This window comes from Parendozoicomonas callyspongiae, from assembly GCF_023502345.1.
Lineage (GTDB): Bacteria > Pseudomonadota > Gammaproteobacteria > Pseudomonadales > Endozoicomonadaceae > Sansalvadorimonas > Sansalvadorimonas callyspongiae.
The window spans coordinates 91,896-108,237 of record NZ_JAMFLX010000008.1 but is presented as its reverse complement, the minus strand read 5'-3'; the positions used below and the strand labels follow the sequence as shown (position 1 = coordinate 108,237).

Below are 16,342 nucleotides of genomic sequence, written 5' to 3'. Positions count from 1 at the left end.
ACCCATGAAATTTACTGACCTGTTTATACGCCGACCGGTACTGGCAACAGTTGTCAGTCTGCTGATTGTCCTTCTCGGCCTTCAAGCTCTGAATAAGCTTCCGGTGCGTGAGTACCCGGATATGGAAGATGCGGTTGTGACCGTAACAACTTTTTATCCGGGAGCAAATGCTGAACTTATCCAGGGATTTATTACCACCCCGGTGCAGCAGGCTATTGCCAGTGCCGAGGGCATCGAATACATCACCTCCTCCAGCAACCAGAGTTCTTCTACAGTCACAGCCCATCTGCGTCTTGGCTACAGCGCTGATACAGCCCTGACCGAGATTATGTCTAAGGTCAACGAGGTTCGCAGTCAGCTACCCCAGGATGCCGAAGACCCTGTCATCACCAAGGGCAGTAATCAGGGCAGCGCCCTGGTCTACCTGAGTTTTTACAGCGATCGCCTTAACAGTGAGCAGGTGACTGACTATCTGACCCGGGTTGTTCAACCCCAGCTGGCCACCCTTGAAGGTGTTGGTGAAGCGGAGATCCTTGGACAGAAAACCTTTGCCATGCGTATCTGGCTCGATCCTGTTCGGATGGCCGCTTACCGAGTCACTGCCGCCGATGTAAATCAGGCACTCCTGAACAGCAACGTTCAGTCAGCTGCCGGTCAGACCCGTGGCGAACTGGTGGTTACCAGCGTCAATGCTAAAACCGATCTGACATCACCTGAGCAGTTCAACCAGATTGTTGTACGGTCAGATGGCGACTCACTGGTACGGCTGGAAGATGTCGCGGATGTTGAGCTTTCTGCAGAGAACTTCAACAGCTACGTTGCCTTCAATGGCAAACCTTCAATCTATATTGGCGTGTCTGCCACTCCATCTGCCAACCCGTTGGATGTTATCAAGCGCCTGAGAGATTACCTCCCCACTGTTCAGAAACAGCTGCCAACCGGCATGCAGGGAGAGATCGTTTATGATGCGACAGAGTTTATCCAGGAATCCATTGATGAAGTGGTGAAAACCCTGCTGGAAGCCACAGTTATTGTAATTCTGGTGGTATTCCTGTTCCTGGGTTCTTTCCGGGTTGTGGTGATTCCGATTGTTGCCATTCCGCTGTCCATGATCGGTGTACTGTTCTGTATGCAGATGATGGGTTACTCCATCAACCTGTTAACCCTGCTTGCCATGGTTCTGGCTATTGGCCTGGTGGTGGATGACGCCATTGTGGTGGTTGAGAATATTCACCGCCATATTGAAGAGGGTCATAAGCCACTTGATGCAGCTCTGATGGGAGCCCGGGAAATTGCCCTGCCGGTTATAGCCATGACCATTACCTTGGCAGCGGTCTATGCCCCAATCGGGTTTATGGAAGGCCTGACTGGTGCCCTGTTCCGGGAGTTTGCCTTTACCCTGGCAGGAGCCGTAGTGGTCTCCGGTATCGTGGCACTGACGCTGTCCCCGGTTATGTGTTCCCTTCTCCTGAAACCAGCTGGTTCCGAAGGTGCTTTTGCAGTTTGGCTTGATAAGGCATTTGACCGGCTGAAGAACATCTATCAGCGTATGTTGCAGGATGCTCTCAAGTATCGAGCCGTTACCCTGGTGTTTGCTCTGATTGTACTGGCTACCATTCCGCCCATGTACATGATGACCAAAAAGGAGCTGGCACCTCAGGAAGACAATGGTCTGGTGTTTATTGTGTCTACTTCACCGCAGTACGCCAATATCGATTATATGAACAAGTACACGGCGGAGCTGGAACCGATCTTCAATCAGTTTCCCGAGTACTTCCAGTCATTCCTGATTAATGGCAGTGCAGGCGTGAATACTGGTTTTGCCGGTATGGTGCTGAAGCCCTGGAATCAACGTGAGCGCAGTGTTTTTGAAATACAGAAGGAACTGCAGGGTAACTATCTGTCCCGGGTCACCGGTATTCAGACATTCTCCTTTATCTTCCCGTCCCTGCCTGGATCAGGCGGTGGTCTGCCGGTTCAGTTTATTCTGAATACCACCAGTGACTACCGGACTCTTGCCAATGTCGCCAACCAGATAGTGGGCAAAGCTAATCAGTCCGGTCTGTTTATGTTTGCTGAAAGCACTCTGCGGATTAACAAGCCGGAAACCGAACTGCTGGTTGACCGCAACAAAGCCGCCCGGCTGGGCATCAGCATGAAGGAGATCAGTAATACGCTGTCCACTATGCTGGGTAATGGCAATATTAACCGTTTTAATATCGATGGCCGCAGCTACAAGGTTATTCCGCAGGCCAACCAGGAGTTCCGCCTCAATAAGGAGTGGCTGGGCCGGTATTATGTGCGTAATGCATCGGGGGATATGATTCCACTGTCAGCGATTATTCAGCTACGCAGTGAAACTAAACCCAACCAGCTGACTCAGTTCCAGCAGCTTAACTCCACCAAGATTCAGGGCATGCTTCTGCCTGGTGTCAGTCAGGGTGAAGCGCTGGCGTTCCTGAATGAACAGGTTCAGCAACTGGCTCCGGAAGGCTTTGGTGTCGACTATGAGGGGCCATCCCGGCAGTTTATGAAGGAAGGCCAGGCACTGCTGCTGACCTTTGTCATCTCACTGCTGGTTATCTATCTGGTTCTGGCGGCCCAGTTTGAAAGCTTCCGCGATCCGCTGGTGGTTATGCTGACTGTTCCCATGTCTATCTGTGGGGCATTGATTCCGCTGGTACTGGGCAATTTGCTGCAGATGACCCTTGGCATCAATATCTCCATGAATATCTATACCCAGATAGGTCTGGTGACATTGATTGGTCTGATTTCCAAGCACGGTATTCTGATTGTTGAGTTTGCCAACCAGCTGCAGTATCAGGGGCAATCCCGTGCCCAGGCGGCTCTGGAATCAGCCGCCCTTCGTCTGCGCCCGGTATTAATGACGACTGGCGCAACAGTTCTGGGCATCCTGCCACTGTTGTTTGCCAGCGGTGCCGGCGCTGTCAGCCGCTTTAATATTGGTCTGGTCATCACCACCGGCATGACCATAGGAACGCTGTTTACCCTGTTTGTTATCCCGGTGATGTACACCTTTATTGCCAAAGAGATCAATCAAGAGGAAACTTCAGAAGCGTTGCCAGTGACATAACTGGCAACATGTCTTGGCCTGGACAGAGAACCAGACTCAGTTCAGGTCAAGACATGCCCCCCTTAGTCAAGAAGACCTTAGGCTGCCTAGAGAGTTACCTCACGAACCATAAGGCCTGATTCGTCCCTGCACATTGGGCAGGTGTTTTGTGCCCTGAACCATTGATTGAAACAGTCAACATGGAAGAAATGCCCACACCACGTCTCACAAACCTTTTCACCTGCTTTATAAGTATCCTGACAGACACTGCACTCCATTGATGTCGATACCGTTTCATCGGAAGCTGAACCTGTTGGTGCTGATGATGCTGGATCAGCACCTGCCAGGTCTGGCACTTCCTCCCTGATGACTGTCTCAGGCACTGGCAATACTTTATCCGCGATTGAATGTAATAGAACATTCAGACCAATATGAAGGGGCAATAAAACCGCATGGCTGACCCAGGAGGGTACCTCAATGTACGGAGAAGGCTCCCAATCGCTATCGTCACTCAGGGATGAGAGTTCCCGCATCCTCACAGGACCTGGAAAATAATGAAGCTTCGATGGCGATAGCCCCCCTACCTGGTTAAGAGGCCAGACAGGATCCTCACCGGTGACAGTTAAGACGCCCGTGCAGACAGGATCACTTGCCCCGCAACACCGGCCTGATGGCATGGCCTGCCGCTGAATGGCATCACCATGGAACATGCCATAGTTTGTGTAAGGATGGCTGCCAAAATCAGGGGTTGAGAGAGGAGTTTTAAGAGTTATCAAGTAGTCCCAGGGATAGCTTCCCTGTGCCACAGTAAATTCTGAGCTCTCGTTGACAGACTGTTCCGATAAATAGCGACTCCCTTTAATGGGAATGACAACTCGATTGATAATCCCCAAAACCTCGGGTGACAGAATCCATGAAGTCAGCAGAGGAATATCTGTAATGCTCCACTCACTAAAACCATCAAGCGGTATTTTGTAATTGTACCAACTGTCACTGTTAGTCCCGAGCGTGCTGACCACCAGGGCAATTTTTTGGTTTTCCCTGTGTAACCTGAGCTGAATACGTGACTGTTTTGAAATGCGCATATATTGCGCCAGATAATCCAGATCCGCCCCGCGGGCTTCCTCATCATGCCCTTGCTCCATCCATCCTGGTGAGGTGTCAACCTCGGTAGCTGAGTCTCTGCCTGATTCCATACTATTTTGGCTTCCTGAAATATCCCGAATGTCCAACATGGGAAATTCACGCGCATAGCGGTACAGATTCAGTCTGAAATGCCTGGAAAGGCTGCTGTTAACGATATGTATGGGGGCAAGAAAGGATGTTTCACCGCTGATCAGCCGAGATTGGTTGGAAGGCTCAGGTGGTTCGCTTTCGGTCTCACGATCCCTGTGCATGTAATAATGAAATAGCACAGCACTGGCACTTGATACTCCCATTGAAATCAGTTTGGATTGACTTGAAGAAGGCACAAGATAATCCGGCACAGCCAGACCGCGAAGAGCAAATTGAGACCCCCGGTACAATCCGAGCAGTCCCAGCTGAAGCAATGAAGACCCAATCATGGCAGACATAGTGTACTGCGCATCAAAGTCCCTGAGCAGTACCCATGAATTACCGATATTAAGCCAGGTTCCCCTGCCTGGCTCATAATAACCTGAAGCTTTAACCGGAGCCGAATGACTAGTCAGTGTGAGAACAATAACCAGAGCCAGACACTTTCCCGCTCCCTGGACAGTTCTTCCTAACCAATACAATGCCATTTCAACCCCAGTCTGATTTGATGGCAGAATATATAGCAAAGGCTGAATGCCTCTTGGTGGTGTGATTTGTCACCGGCAAGGCACTTGGTGTCAGAATATATTGAAATTTAAAGAGTTATAAGAATTTCACTGAGATATTCATTACAGAAATTAACAACTTACCCACGGATATTTACCGATCACTCCCTCTTCTCTGGATCCAGATGAATGGTGATATCAGCATCAGGGATTTCATTCAGCAACCTCTTTTCAGTGCGCTTGCCAATACTGTGCGCCTCCCTGAGAGAAAGATCCCCATCCAGATCCAGGTCAAACTGGATAATGGGCCTGACCCCGGACATCCGGGTGCGCAGATTATGCATCCCCAGAACACCATCAATTTTCATCACATGATCCCGGATCTGCTGATCCTGCTCAGGACTTAACGCCCTGTCCATCAGCATCTGCACCGCATCCCAGGCAACTTTTCCCACACTGAAAATCATATAAATGGCTATGACGATTCCTATCACAGGGTCAGTTAAGGGGTAACCCGATGCAGCCAGGAACAAAGCCAGGACGACCCCAAGGTTAGTCAACAGATCCATCTTGTAATGCATGGAATCAGTGGCTATTGCCATGGAACCGGTACGTTTGACCACATAGGTCTGATACATCACCAGAAGCAGGGTACACAGTATGGAAAACCCCATTACTGCCAATCCAATTCTGCCATTATCGATCACATCATCGGACCGAACAGACTCTATCGCGTGAAGGATCAGGAACATTCCTGAACCGGCAATAAAGGCCGACTGTGCCAGCGCAGCGAGCTGCTCCGCTTTTCCATGACCAAAATGGTGATCTTCATCCGCAGGTTTCAGTGCAATGGACACAGCAATCAGATTGATCACTGAAGCGAAGGCGTCTAACAGGGAGTCCATAAAAGTCGCCAGAATACTGACAGAACCTGTTGCACCCCAGGCCGCCAGTTTGGCCATGATTAAAATAAAAGCTGTTGCGACCGAAGCCAGCGAAGCCCGCTTCAGTAAACGGGCTTTACCCTCTGCAGAGAGATTGACCTTTGTTTGATTCACTCAGTTTCCTGTCTGTAAACTCTCTTACCAATAACATATGCGACAGGAAACTATTTTCCAACAGCTTTATTTCATTCGCTTTCTTGCCTGATCTATAAGTCCGCAAAGTTCATTGGCTCCCTTGAGCAAGTTCGGTGTTGCTCTGAGAAGATAGTCGCCATTGATGCTGTAAATATCACGATTCTTCACGGCCGGTATTGTATTGAATGGTTGCCAGTATTTGACCAGCTCACCACTCTCCTTACGCTGACGGTGATCTCCCTCAACAATCAGGACAGGCTGTCGGGCAACAACCTCTTCCACTGATATCTGAGGCACCCTGACTGATACATCACCAAAAATATTGTAACCCCCGCAGACTTTCAGCACGGAAGAAACAGCACTCTGGTCATTCAATGTCATTAGCGGGTTATCCCAGATGTGGAGAAAAACCGGCACTGGCCTGCGCCTCGCATACATGTTTTCGAGTTTGGCCCAGCCATCCAGAAACTTGGCCGCTTCCAGATCCCCCTGCTGTGATCCCGACAGCTTTGCCATGGCACGCAGCTCACCGGCAATCTGCTCAATCGTTTCCGGATCTGTTTCATAGACCGGAACTCCCAATCGCTTAAGCTGTGCCAGAACATCGGTAGGATTAGCTGAAGGCCAGGCCAGTACCAGATCAGGATTAAAGGAAAGGATTCCCTCCAGTGAAATAGCATTGTATGGGCCGATATGTGGCAACTTTTTCACTGACTCAGGGGCATCACTATTGGCGCTGACAGCCACAAGACGGTCACAACCTCCTGCCATGCAGAACAGCTCTGTGCCATGAGGAACAAGGCTGACGACTCTTTTCGGCAGACCTTGGACAACCACTTCATGGCCGAGTGAGTCCATCACTTTGACCTCGGCATGGGACTGCCCGGCTAAAAGGATAAACGCAAATATTTTTAAGGATTTGTATGCAAATGATCTATCAGGCATGTTCAACCCGGTTACAATTGAAATGAAAACAATCGACTAATTGCTGTGCGGTAAACGGCCATCCCAGCTCTTTCTTTGAACAGCCATCCACAACAACCGGAATCCGGATGCCATAGCGGTCAATCAACTGATCATCGGTAGCAATATCAATTAAATCCAGCTGGAAGTCAGCCTGCTCCTGAAGAGCGTTCAATATCTCAAGTGCCTGCTCACAAAGATGGCAACCTGCTGTTGTCATAAGAAAAAGTTGCATAAGCGAATCTCAATTAGTCCTTGAAAATGCTAAGCTAATGGCTGATTGTCAGATTGTGCTTTGATTAAAGAGAAATTTCGACAGATTCAGTCGCATTCAGATATAGGTTGTTCGAGCCGTTCTATCTGGAAATAAAAATACCGAAACAAATCATAACGCTGCAACGAGAATTTAGACCGCAGTCGCATGAAGTGCATCACGATATAAGACCAGAGCATTTTACAAGGGGCGGGATATGGATTTCGGTTTCTTCAATCAACTGTTGATTATCTTCACAGTCTCAGTTGTCGCTATCGCTTTTTTCCATCGTCTCCATATTCCTGACACCCTGGCTTACCTGATGGTGGGTCTGGCTCTTGGCCCTACGGCAACCGGAATTATCGACGGGACATTCGATATCACCCTGCTGGCAGAAATCGGGGTGGTTTTTCTTTTGTTCTCTCTTGGTCTGGAGTTTTCCCTGGCCAATGTTCTGGCCATGCGGCGAATTGTATTTGGCCTGGGCGGACTTCAGGTTCTGATAAGCACTCTGCTGATTGCCTTCTGTGGTCTGATTCTTGGCTTTTCTCCGGTTGGAACGCTGGTTATGGCTGCTGGCCTCTCTCTTTCTTCCACAGCCATTGTTTCCAAAGAACTGACCCGTCGAAATGAACTCCGCTCCCGCCATGGCCAGCTGACCATTGGTACATTGATCTTCCAGGATATAGCCGCCGTTCTGTTTTTGATTTTGATTCCTGCTCTTGCCGGTATTGGCGAAACAAGCCTGTCCACTTCGCTGATGATCAGCATGGCAAAGGGCATTGGCTTTGTGGCCTTTATGGTTCTGGTTGGGCGCTGGCTGTTGCCTAGAATGTTTCATGAAATTGCCCGCACCAAGTCCGAAGAGCTGTTTGTTCTGAGTGCAATTGTGGTCTGCCTTGTGGCTGCCTGGCTCACACATCTTCTGGATCTTTCCATGGCTCTCGGCGGTTTTGTGGCCGGTATGATGCTGGGTGAAAGTCATTACCGCCACCAGATTGAGACTGATATCCGCCCCTTCCGGGATATCCTGCTGGGACTGTTCTTTGTCTCGGTTGGCCTGATGCTTGACCTGGATCTGTTTATCGCCAACTGGCATATGATTCTGCTGGCCGGAACCGGACTGATCCTGTTTAAGGCCTGCTTAATCGCCTTGCTGGCTCACTTTATCCAACGTGGGCAAAAGACTGCGATTAAAACAGGTATATCACTGGCTCAAAGTGGTGAATTCTGTTTTGCCCTGGTGGCGCTGGCCAATCAGCACGAACTGCTGCTCTCCTCCACATCATCTTTCATTCTGTCGGTCACCATTTTCTCAATGGCGGCAACTCCCCTGCTGATCCGGTTCAGTGGTCCGCTGGCCGATCTGTTTGTCCATGGCAATCGCCAGAACCGGGAGCCCCGCAAGGAAACTGATGTTATCAGCCAGCAGGTGGAAGATATTCACCAGCATATTCTGATTCTTGGATACGGGCGGGTCGGACAGGCAATCAGTCACTTCCTCCAGGAGGATCAGCTTCCCTTTATCGCGATTGATGACGACCCCATTCATGTTCAGGAAGCCAACCGTGCAGGCGAACCGGTATTCTATGGCGACTGCCGCAGGACGGATCTTCTTGTAGCGGCTGGACTTAACCGTGCCCGCATGGTGGTTATCTGTATCGACAGCTCCCGGGCCGCGATGGAAACCCTGAAAGGTATCCGCCAGGTCAACAGCTATGTTCCGGTTCTGGTCAGAACCCGCGATGACAGTCATATGGATACTCTCAAACAGGAAGGAGCTACCCAGGTTGTCCCAGAGGTGCTGGAATCCAGTTTGCTGATTGTCAGCCATGTACTGACAATGCTTGGACACCCTGAACACTCCATTGCCCAGCGTATCCAATCTGTACGGCGAGAACATTACGATATCCTGCATGGCTTCTTTTTTGGGCAGTCAGAAGTACTGCACACCGCCGAAGGCGACCCATGCAAACTGCGCCATGGCGTCACTCTGGAAGAAAAAGCCTGGGCAGTAGGAAAAGCCCTTGGAGATATAAACCTGCAGGCAGGCGGTGTAGAAGTCAAACGGATAACCCGTGAAGGATCTAATATCGATCCAACAGACGGACTGGTACTGAATTCAGGGGATGTCCTGCTGCTGAAAGGCACCTCAAAGCAGATTGAACACGGTGAGGCCCTGCTCCTTCGAGGTAAATAGTATTCCTTTGTTTTTATAAGGAATATCAGATATATATCCCAAAAGAATGTATCTTATTGACACCTCTAACTATTCTAAGGCTTGATAACAGTAACATTACGTTTTCTCTCTTGCTTACACGCTAGTCCCTACTAGGCTTATCACCCACTAGATTCTACTCAATTCCGCTGGAGGATTACCGATGTCGGGATACAAGGGGCTGTTGCACTTCTTCAAAATCATCCTGCTTTACACACTTATCCCGACACTGGCCAAAGCCACAGAGACAAATTCAGACACTCAAGTAATGCCAGAGCCAAGCATTATTGTTCTTTATAAGGACAACTCTGGCACATTTGATTACAGAACCGATGAATCCGGTAATCTTCAGGTTGAACTTGCCAATGCCATGGCCAAGAAAATTGCCGATATTGAAATCTCGGCAACACATCAGGACGCCCCGCTTCCAGACAGATCAGTAAGGCTAGGCAGTAATCCCTTCCGGCTGACACTGCCTTTGGGAAAAGAGAATGCCAACAGTTCGTTCACAACCGACTGGAACCTGAAACACCAGAAAACCAAAAGGTCTATGGTGGAAAATGGAGCCCGGGTTCTGGTGCCTCTCTTAGGTGCGGCCATTGCCATGGGATCTGTGAATGACGGTACGGGAATGAGCTGGAGACACCCCGACACCAACATGAGGGGTAACGCCGGTCACCTTATGGTTATGGCATCAGTCAACAACCTGGTTGAGGAAGTTGGTGAGGGAATGGCCTCGCTTATCGAACAGTACTCAATTCCGGGACTGGGAAAAATTCCTCCGGAATGGCAGGCCCGGGGCGTGATGGCCGTTATGATCCTGAGTTACGCCGGTATATCTGATGTAGGCCTTGATGGCAGCAAACACAATCTGAGCATGTATGAAGCTTCCAAATTCTTCGCCATGTCACGGGTTGTTTCCCACAGCAACCTTCTGCTGGGGGAAGCGTCAGGCAAGTTGATTGACAATATTTACGGTCTTTCACCCGGTAAAAGAAAAATTCTGACCTCTGCTCTTGGCGGTTTTGCCACAGGTTCACTGTGGTATCTGCTCTCTTCCAAAATCACCCATGACTATGAAGGCAAGATCAGTAACGCGACTGTTTTCGGTATTAACCGTGCCATTATGCCCTTCGTCGATGACTACCTCAGTCAGTGGTCGGATGACCGTTTAACCCGACATATTTCATCCAATCTGGTTATGGCTGGTATCTCTCTCTCTGCTGCAACGCCACTCTACATTATCCGAAGCAGTTATGGCTCAAGTGGGACAGTGTCCCACCTTTCTGGAATGGTGGCAGGAAGCTTTACCAAATTTGTTGGAGCTTCACTCGGGCAGTTGCTGGGTCCCCGCACCATGCGGGCATATTTCGGGGACAATAAGGTGACACCTGCTGCCATGATGGCCAGTTCACTGGCTGTGGGCTTTATAACCCATAAGATCTATAAATCCTTTGGTGTTGACTGTGTCCAGGACCACCCCCTGAGAGAGGTCATTCTCTACAAGTTCCGTGATGGTCTGTTTGCATCGCTTATTACCGGCAGCATCACGGCCTCCATTGAAGAAGTTGTACGCTGGGGTTTCCCTCAGAGACAGCAGACCAAACTAAACCTCAGAGTTCATCCTGTCAGTGACTTAGAAGAGGATTCGGCTGAAAGCGTGGAGTCCAGGCATATCGAACTCTAATCCACCTTAGAGCACGAAATTCTCAACAGGTCAGAGCCATCAAGGTTCTGGCCTTTTTTTATTTATCAGGACATAGTTATGACAACATCAGACGAAAATGGCTGAACAGACATGATCGAGAAGGATAAGAAACCAGGTGTGTTTTCTGTTATCCAGAGCACGCTGGCTGCAGCCTTTGGGGTACAGAGCGAGAAGAAAAGGCAGCAGGATTTTGCAAATGGGCACCCGGGCTATTACATCATTTCCGGTATCATATTTACTGCACTTTTTGTTGTAGGGCTGGCTCTTCTGGTGGGATATATAGTGGACTAGAGCAGTGCTTCCGGGCTATCGAAAAGGCTTTAAGCCCGGAGAAATTTCAACAGAAAAAGCTTATTGACCTGATACCCAGAACACAGCAATAACCACGGCAATAACAATCAAAGCGACTGCTGAGATTGCATCAACCTTGCTGTCCTGGTTTGTCTTTTCTTCATTAAAAGAATTCTGATCCATACCCACTCTCCTGATTGCAATTATTATTGTTCGTCCAGATTAGCGTTCTCCCGTGAATCTCTCAAGAATCTATTTCAGTTCCCGTCAATGGATTTCTGAATGGCATATCTTCTGGCTCTATATAATTTTTGAGTCTTTTTATATTAATAAATATTACTTTGAAGAATAAAAACACCCTGATATTTTTCTCTCGCAATGATAATTGCAAAGCCTGATGCGCAAACAAAAACAACTATGTACACCTATTCAGAGATTGACCAGCGCATTGTTGATGAACGCGTTGAGCAATACCGGGATCAGACCCGGCGGTACCTGTCCGGCGATTTAAGCGAGGAAGCTTTTCTACCACTACGTCTGCAGAATGGACTCTACGTGCAGCGGCATGCTCCCATGTTACGGGTGGCCATTCCTTATGGGCTATTGAGCAGCCAGCAGCTGCGTAAGCTCTCTTATATTTCCCGTTTCTATGACAAGGGATATGCCCACTTTACCACCAGGCAGAATATTCAGTTTAACTGGCCCAAACTGGAACAGGTGCCGGATATTCTTGCGGAACTGGCCAGCGTCCAGATGCACGCGATACAAACCAGCGGCAACTGTATCCGCAATACCACCACCGATCCTTTTGCAGGTGTCCAGGAAGGTGAAACAGCCGACCCTCGCCCCTGGTGTGAAATTATCCGTCAGTGGTCAACACTCCATCCTGAGTTTGCGTATCTGCCAAGGAAGTTCAAGATTGCAGTAACCGGGAATTCTGAAACTGATCGTGCGGCAGTTCAATTTCACGATATCGGTCTGCAGCTTCGGAAAAATGAACAGGGCAAAACTGGCTTTAAGGTTTTTGTAGGTGGCGGACTTGGCCGAACACCAGTCATCGGTACTGTAATCAATGAGTTCCTGCCATGGCAGCATTTGCTGACATATCTGGACGCCATATTGCGGGTTTACAACCAGTATGGCCGCAGGGACAACAAGTATAAGGCCCGCATCAAGATCCTGGTTAAAGCCATGGGTATTGATACCTTCAAGGCTCATGTTGAACAGGAGTGGCTGTTTTTACAGGATGGGCCGGCAACTCTCACCACCAAGGAAGTTGACAGAGTCACCTCCCACTTCAGTGCCCCAGATTATTCTCAACTTCCTGAAGAATCAGAAACCCTGAACAGAAGCCTTGCTTCGAACAAAGGTTTCGCTAACTGGTATAAAAGGAATGTTTCCTCTCACAAGGTGAAAGGTTATGCAGCTGTCGTGGTCACACTTAAGAATACCGGTGTAGCCCCTGGGGATATCACCGCAACCCAGATGGATCATATCGCCCAGCTGGCAGATCGATACAGTTTTGGGATTCTACGTATCACCCATGAGCAGAATATGGTTCTGACTGATGTCCGCAAAGATGATCTGTTCCAGCTTTGGCAGGAACTTGAAAGTCAGAGTCTGGCAACACCCAATGCAGGGTTGCTGACCGATGTTATCTGCTGCCCGGGCGGTGACTTCTGCAACCTGGCTAACGCCAAATCCATCCCTGTTGCCAGTGCCATCCAGCAGAAATTTGAGGATCTGGATTACCTGCATGATCTGGGTGATCTGTCATTGAACATCTCCGGATGTATGAATGCCTGCGCTCATCACCATATCGGCAATATTGGTATTCTGGGTGTTGATAAGAAAGGTGAGGAGTTTTACCAGATTATGATTGGCGGCTCTGCCGGGCATGATGCGTCACTGGGCAAAATCCTTGGCCGTTCTATCAGTCGTGCCGAGGTACCTGATGCCGTTAGCCGCCTTCTGGCAGTGTACCTAGAGCAGCGTCTGGAAAATGAACCATTCCTTGCCACTTATCGCCGTATTGGTCTGACACCATTTAAGGAGCGTGTTTATGAAACAGGCCATTGAGCTAACAACAGAGGCGCAGTTTTCATGGGCTATCGCTCCCTCCGAGCAAAAGGCACCATTCCAGGAAAATACCCTGGTCTCACCTGAACAACTGACATCAGTTAACAAGGAAGACCGGTGGAAACTCGGGCTTATAACCAGTGCTGATACCCCGATTGATTCCGTGGGTGAGCTGGTAAAAGATGTCCCTGTTGTGGCAATCAATTTTCACGCATTTACCGATGGCAGAGGGTTTACCCTCGCCCGTCTGCTACGGGAACGACTCGATTTTACCGGCAAGATCATTGCCACAGGGCAGTTCCTGCCAGACCAGGTTCATTACTTTGCCCGCTGCGGATTTAGCGGATTTGTTCTCCCTGACCAAGAATCAGTTGATACATCCCGTACAAGCCTAAATGCATTTTCAGAGGCCTATCAGATTTCATGGGATCGACCTGAACCTCTTTTCCGCCGAATGTAAGACTCCTTTCAGTCACAATTCAGTTGCCGGTAATGATGACTTCTGTCAGCTTTACCGGCACTCAAGTCTCTCCCCAGCTTCCCAAGCACGTATAAACCGATATACTGACTGCATTCCTATAACGGTTTTACCCCATGGATTCAGGCTCTCTGTTTTACTCTTTTTTTCTGATTTTTACCGGTGCGGCGTTACTGGCTACGGTCGCGCTGGCAACTCGTCAGCCGCTGATCGTGGCATATATTGCCCTGGGGGGAATCTTTGGCCCTTACGGCCTGGAATTTATCAATGATACCGACCTGCTGACCGATATTGGTCACGCTGGCATTATCTTCCTTCTGTTCCTTCTTGGGCTGGATATGCAGCCCAGCCACCTGATGCATATGCTGCGAAAAACCGCCATTGTCGGGCTGCTCAGCTCGGTGGTTTTTGCCGCTCTTGGTTATGGCACAGCCTATGCGTTTGGCTTCTCAACAACGGAATGCCTGGTGATCGGGGGCACCATGATGTTTTCCAGCACCATCATCGGCATAAAGCTGCTCCCTACAACTGTGCTGCACCACAAACACACCGGTGAACTTCTGGTCAGCCTGCTTCTGTTGCAGGATCTACTCGCCATTATGATGCTGCTGGTTCTGTATAACAGCAAAGGCCTGAGCAATGGTTACCTGTCCCTGCTGGCCACCCTCGCCACCCTGCCCCTGCTGGTTATGGGAGCATGGGGCATCGTACGCTATATGCTGTTGCCACTGATGGCAAAATACGATCGTTTCCATGAGTACATGTTCCTGCTGGCCATCGGGTGGTGTCTTGGCCTGGCTGAACTGGCTCATACCCTGGGGCTTTCTGCTGAGATTGGAGCTTTTGTTGCTGGCATCACCATCGCAACCAGCCCGATTGCCCAATATATCGCTATCAATCTCAAGCCTTTGCGGGACTTTTTCCTGATTCTGTTCTTCTTCTCTGTTGGAGCCAGTTTTAATCTCGGATTACTGGACGAAGTGATTATTCCAGGACTTGTACTTTCCGCCATCTGCCTGCTGTTGAAACCACCCGTATTCTGGTTCTTCCTGCGTAAAGTGAGTGAGAAGCAGTCGACAGCCTGGGAAGTTGGAGCCCGCCTGGGGCAGAACAGTGAGTTTTCTTTGTTGATTGCCACTGTCGCGACCAGCCAGCTGTTAATCGATAACGTAGCCGCCCATGTTATTCAGGCCGTGGCAATTCTCACCTTGCTGTTGTCTTCGTATATTGTTGTTTTCAGATATGAGTCGCCAATTGCTGTTAACGACCGTTTAAGGCGGGATTGAATATTGAGAAGGGATAAAGAATGCAGTTAAGGATGTCTCCCTAACTGCATAAAAAAAACAGGAAAAGTTAACCGGGGAAACGGCTGGAAACCAGCTTTTCCCACAGGCTGTTCAGAGAACCTCCAACAGCATGCTGTGCGGCCAGTCCAAACTTCTGCGGTAACGTTTTCTTCTCAGTCCAGCTGATATGATAAACATCCTGCTCCCTGGCGAAGCAGTCTGTGAGGTAGGCATCACTGGTTTTCAGTTCATCAATCAGTTGTTTACCGATCGCCTGGGTGCCATACCAGATCTCACCGGTAGAAATCTGCTCCACATCGACGTTAGGACGGGCGCGAACAACAAAATCCTTAAATAGTTCATGGGTCTTTTCCAGATCCTCAATAAACTTCTCTCGCCCTTTCTCGGTGTTTTCACCCATCACGGTCAGAGTCCGCTTATATTCGCCAGCAGTGTGCAGTTCAATATCAACATCATGCTTTTTCAGCAGCCTGTTGATGTTGGGAATCTGTGCCATAACACCAACGGAACCCAGAATGGCAAAGGGGGCCGCAATTAGTTTGTCTGCCAGGCAGGCCATCATGTAACCACCACTGGCTGCAACCTTATCCACGGCAATTGTCAGTGGAATACTCTGGTCACGAAAACGCTGCAACTGGGATGAAGCCAGACCGTAGGTGTGTACCATACCGCCGGAGCTTTCCAGACGAACAACAACTTCATCCTCGGTACGAGCCTGACCTAAAACGGCGGTAACTTCCTCGCGCAAACGGCTGACTGCTGAGGCACGGATATCACCATGAAAATCAAGCACATAAACCCGTGATTTGATCTCATGATCATCCTCGGTTTTAGCCTTCTTTTTGGCCTTTGCGTCTTTCTTTTCCTGCTTGCGTTTTTTCTTCAGCTCATCGGATTCCAGGATGGTTTCCTCAAGAGTTCTCTGGTTGTTCTTGTATTCATCGGCAAGATTACGAACCTTGATCTGCCCCTTGGCTTCACCCTTTCCTTTCCCACCGGCAGCAGCCACACCAGCTACAATTGCCAGAACTCCGCCAACCAGAATGACAACCTTGACCAGAAACAGGCCAATCTCGAACAGAAATTCCAACATCCATCTCCTTGATATATGC

13 protein-coding genes are annotated in these 16,342 nt (G+C 49.3%); 7 read left to right on the top strand and 6 right to left on the bottom strand.

All coding sequences use genetic code 11. From position 1 onward, the window contains the following. The first annotated feature begins 4 nt into the window (after positions 1-4). A complete protein-coding gene (locus M3P05_RS07860; protein ID WP_249698958.1) occupies positions 5-3,094 on the top strand; it encodes a MexW/MexI family multidrug efflux RND transporter permease subunit in 3,090 nt (1,029 codons plus the stop codon). 86 nt (positions 3,095-3,180) lie between these two features. Here M3P05_RS07860 and M3P05_RS07855 read toward each other — a convergent pair whose 3' ends face one another. The 4 genes from M3P05_RS07855 to M3P05_RS07840 all read right to left on the bottom strand — a co-directional run bounded on the left by M3P05_RS07855 (position 3,181) and on the right by M3P05_RS07840 (position 7,131). Beyond that, on the bottom strand, positions 3,181-4,836 hold the full coding sequence (locus M3P05_RS07855; RefSeq protein ID WP_249698957.1) for an RING finger protein: 1,656 nt from the start codon (positions 4,834-4,836) through the stop codon (positions 3,181-3,183). A 179-nt stretch (positions 4,837-5,015) separates the two neighbouring features. Beyond that, the gene (locus tag M3P05_RS07850; RefSeq protein ID WP_249698955.1) at positions 5,016-5,912 is read right to left on the bottom strand and encodes a cation diffusion facilitator family transporter; all 897 of its coding nucleotides are present in this window, start codon (positions 5,910-5,912) and stop codon (positions 5,016-5,018) included. Between the two features lie 66 nt (positions 5,913-5,978). Further along, a complete protein-coding gene (locus M3P05_RS07845; RefSeq protein WP_249698953.1) occupies positions 5,979-6,878 on the bottom strand; it encodes a cobalamin-binding protein in 900 nt (299 codons plus the stop codon). After that, positions 6,871-7,131 carry a glutaredoxin family protein gene (locus M3P05_RS07840; RefSeq protein ID WP_249698951.1) on the bottom strand — a complete coding sequence of 87 codons (261 nt, stop codon included), beginning with the start codon at positions 7,129-7,131 and terminating at the stop codon, positions 6,871-6,873. Before M3P05_RS07840 ends, M3P05_RS07845 begins: the two co-directional genes overlap by 8 nt. Before the next feature lie 235 nt (positions 7,132-7,366). Here M3P05_RS07840 and M3P05_RS07835 point away from each other — a divergent pair, with 235 nt between their 5' ends. The 3 genes from M3P05_RS07835 to M3P05_RS07825 all read left to right on the top strand — a co-directional run bounded on the left by M3P05_RS07835 (position 7,367) and on the right by M3P05_RS07825 (position 11,366). Further along, positions 7,367-9,349, top strand: coding sequence for a monovalent cation:proton antiporter family protein (locus M3P05_RS07835; RefSeq protein WP_249698950.1), 1,983 nt, complete (start codon positions 7,367-7,369; stop codon positions 9,347-9,349). A gap of 181 nt (positions 9,350-9,530) precedes the next feature. After that, a complete protein-coding gene (locus tag M3P05_RS07830; protein WP_249698948.1) occupies positions 9,531-11,054 on the top strand; it encodes a hypothetical protein in 1,524 nt (507 codons plus the stop codon). A 111-nt stretch (positions 11,055-11,165) separates the two neighbouring features. Continuing rightward, the gene (locus M3P05_RS07825; RefSeq protein WP_249698947.1) at positions 11,166-11,366 is read left to right on the top strand and encodes a DUF2970 domain-containing protein; all 201 of its coding nucleotides are present in this window, start codon (positions 11,166-11,168) and stop codon (positions 11,364-11,366) included. Positions 11,367-11,426: 60 nt separating this feature from the next. Here the strand turns inward: M3P05_RS07825 and M3P05_RS20960 are convergent, their stop codons facing one another. Then, positions 11,427-11,549, bottom strand: coding sequence for a hypothetical protein (locus M3P05_RS20960; RefSeq protein WP_283777722.1), 123 nt, complete (start codon positions 11,547-11,549; stop codon positions 11,427-11,429). A gap of 234 nt (positions 11,550-11,783) precedes the next feature. Between M3P05_RS20960 and M3P05_RS07820 the strand changes: the two genes are divergently transcribed. From M3P05_RS07820 to M3P05_RS07810, 3 genes are all read left to right on the top strand, one after another. Next, positions 11,784-13,445: a nitrite/sulfite reductase gene (locus tag M3P05_RS07820; RefSeq protein WP_249698946.1), complete on the top strand. Its 1,662-nt coding sequence runs from the start codon at positions 11,784-11,786 to the stop codon at positions 13,443-13,445. Beyond that, positions 13,429-13,905, top strand: a complete 477-nt coding sequence (locus M3P05_RS07815; RefSeq protein ID WP_249698945.1) for a DUF934 domain-containing protein — start codon at positions 13,429-13,431, stop codon at positions 13,903-13,905. Before M3P05_RS07820 ends, M3P05_RS07815 begins: the two co-directional genes overlap by 17 nt. Positions 13,906-14,039: 134 nt before the next feature. Further along, entirely contained in the window at positions 14,040-15,209 is a 1,170-nt protein-coding gene (locus tag M3P05_RS07810; RefSeq protein WP_249698944.1) for a cation:proton antiporter, read from the top strand. Positions 15,210-15,276: 67 nt separating this feature from the next. Here the strand turns inward: M3P05_RS07810 and sohB are convergent, their stop codons facing one another. Further along, positions 15,277-16,323 carry a protease SohB gene (gene sohB, locus M3P05_RS07805; protein WP_249698943.1) on the bottom strand — a complete coding sequence of 349 codons (1,047 nt, stop codon included), beginning with the start codon at positions 16,321-16,323 and terminating at the stop codon, positions 15,277-15,279. Positions 16,324-16,342 lie beyond the last annotated feature (19 nt).

Coding starts and splice junctions, on each gene's coding strand:
- M3P05_RS07860 (WP_249698958.1), top strand. CDS start 5: ATGAAATTTACTGACCTGTTTATACGCCGACCGGTACTGGCAACAGTT.
- M3P05_RS07855 (WP_249698957.1), bottom strand. CDS start 4,836: ATGGCATTGTATTGGTTAGGAAGAACTGTCCAGGGAGCGGGAAAGTGT.
- M3P05_RS07845 (WP_249698953.1), bottom strand. CDS start 6,878: ATGCCTGATAGATCATTTGCATACAAATCCTTAAAAATATTTGCGTTT.
- M3P05_RS07840 (WP_249698951.1), bottom strand. CDS start 7,131: ATGCAACTTTTTCTTATGACAACAGCAGGTTGCCATCTTTGTGAGCAG.
- M3P05_RS07835 (WP_249698950.1), top strand. CDS start 7,367: ATGGATTTCGGTTTCTTCAATCAACTGTTGATTATCTTCACAGTCTCA.
- M3P05_RS07830 (WP_249698948.1), top strand. CDS start 9,531: ATGTCGGGATACAAGGGGCTGTTGCACTTCTTCAAAATCATCCTGCTT.
- M3P05_RS07825 (WP_249698947.1), top strand. CDS start 11,166: ATGATCGAGAAGGATAAGAAACCAGGTGTGTTTTCTGTTATCCAGAGC.
- M3P05_RS20960 (WP_283777722.1), bottom strand. CDS start 11,549: ATGGATCAGAATTCTTTTAATGAAGAAAAGACAAACCAGGACAGCAAG.
- M3P05_RS07820 (WP_249698946.1), top strand. CDS start 11,784: ATGTACACCTATTCAGAGATTGACCAGCGCATTGTTGATGAACGCGTT.
- M3P05_RS07815 (WP_249698945.1), top strand. CDS start 13,429: ATGAAACAGGCCATTGAGCTAACAACAGAGGCGCAGTTTTCATGGGCT.
- M3P05_RS07810 (WP_249698944.1), top strand. CDS start 14,040: ATGGATTCAGGCTCTCTGTTTTACTCTTTTTTTCTGATTTTTACCGGT.
- sohB (WP_249698943.1), bottom strand. CDS start 16,323: ATGTTGGAATTTCTGTTCGAGATTGGCCTGTTTCTGGTCAAGGTTGTC.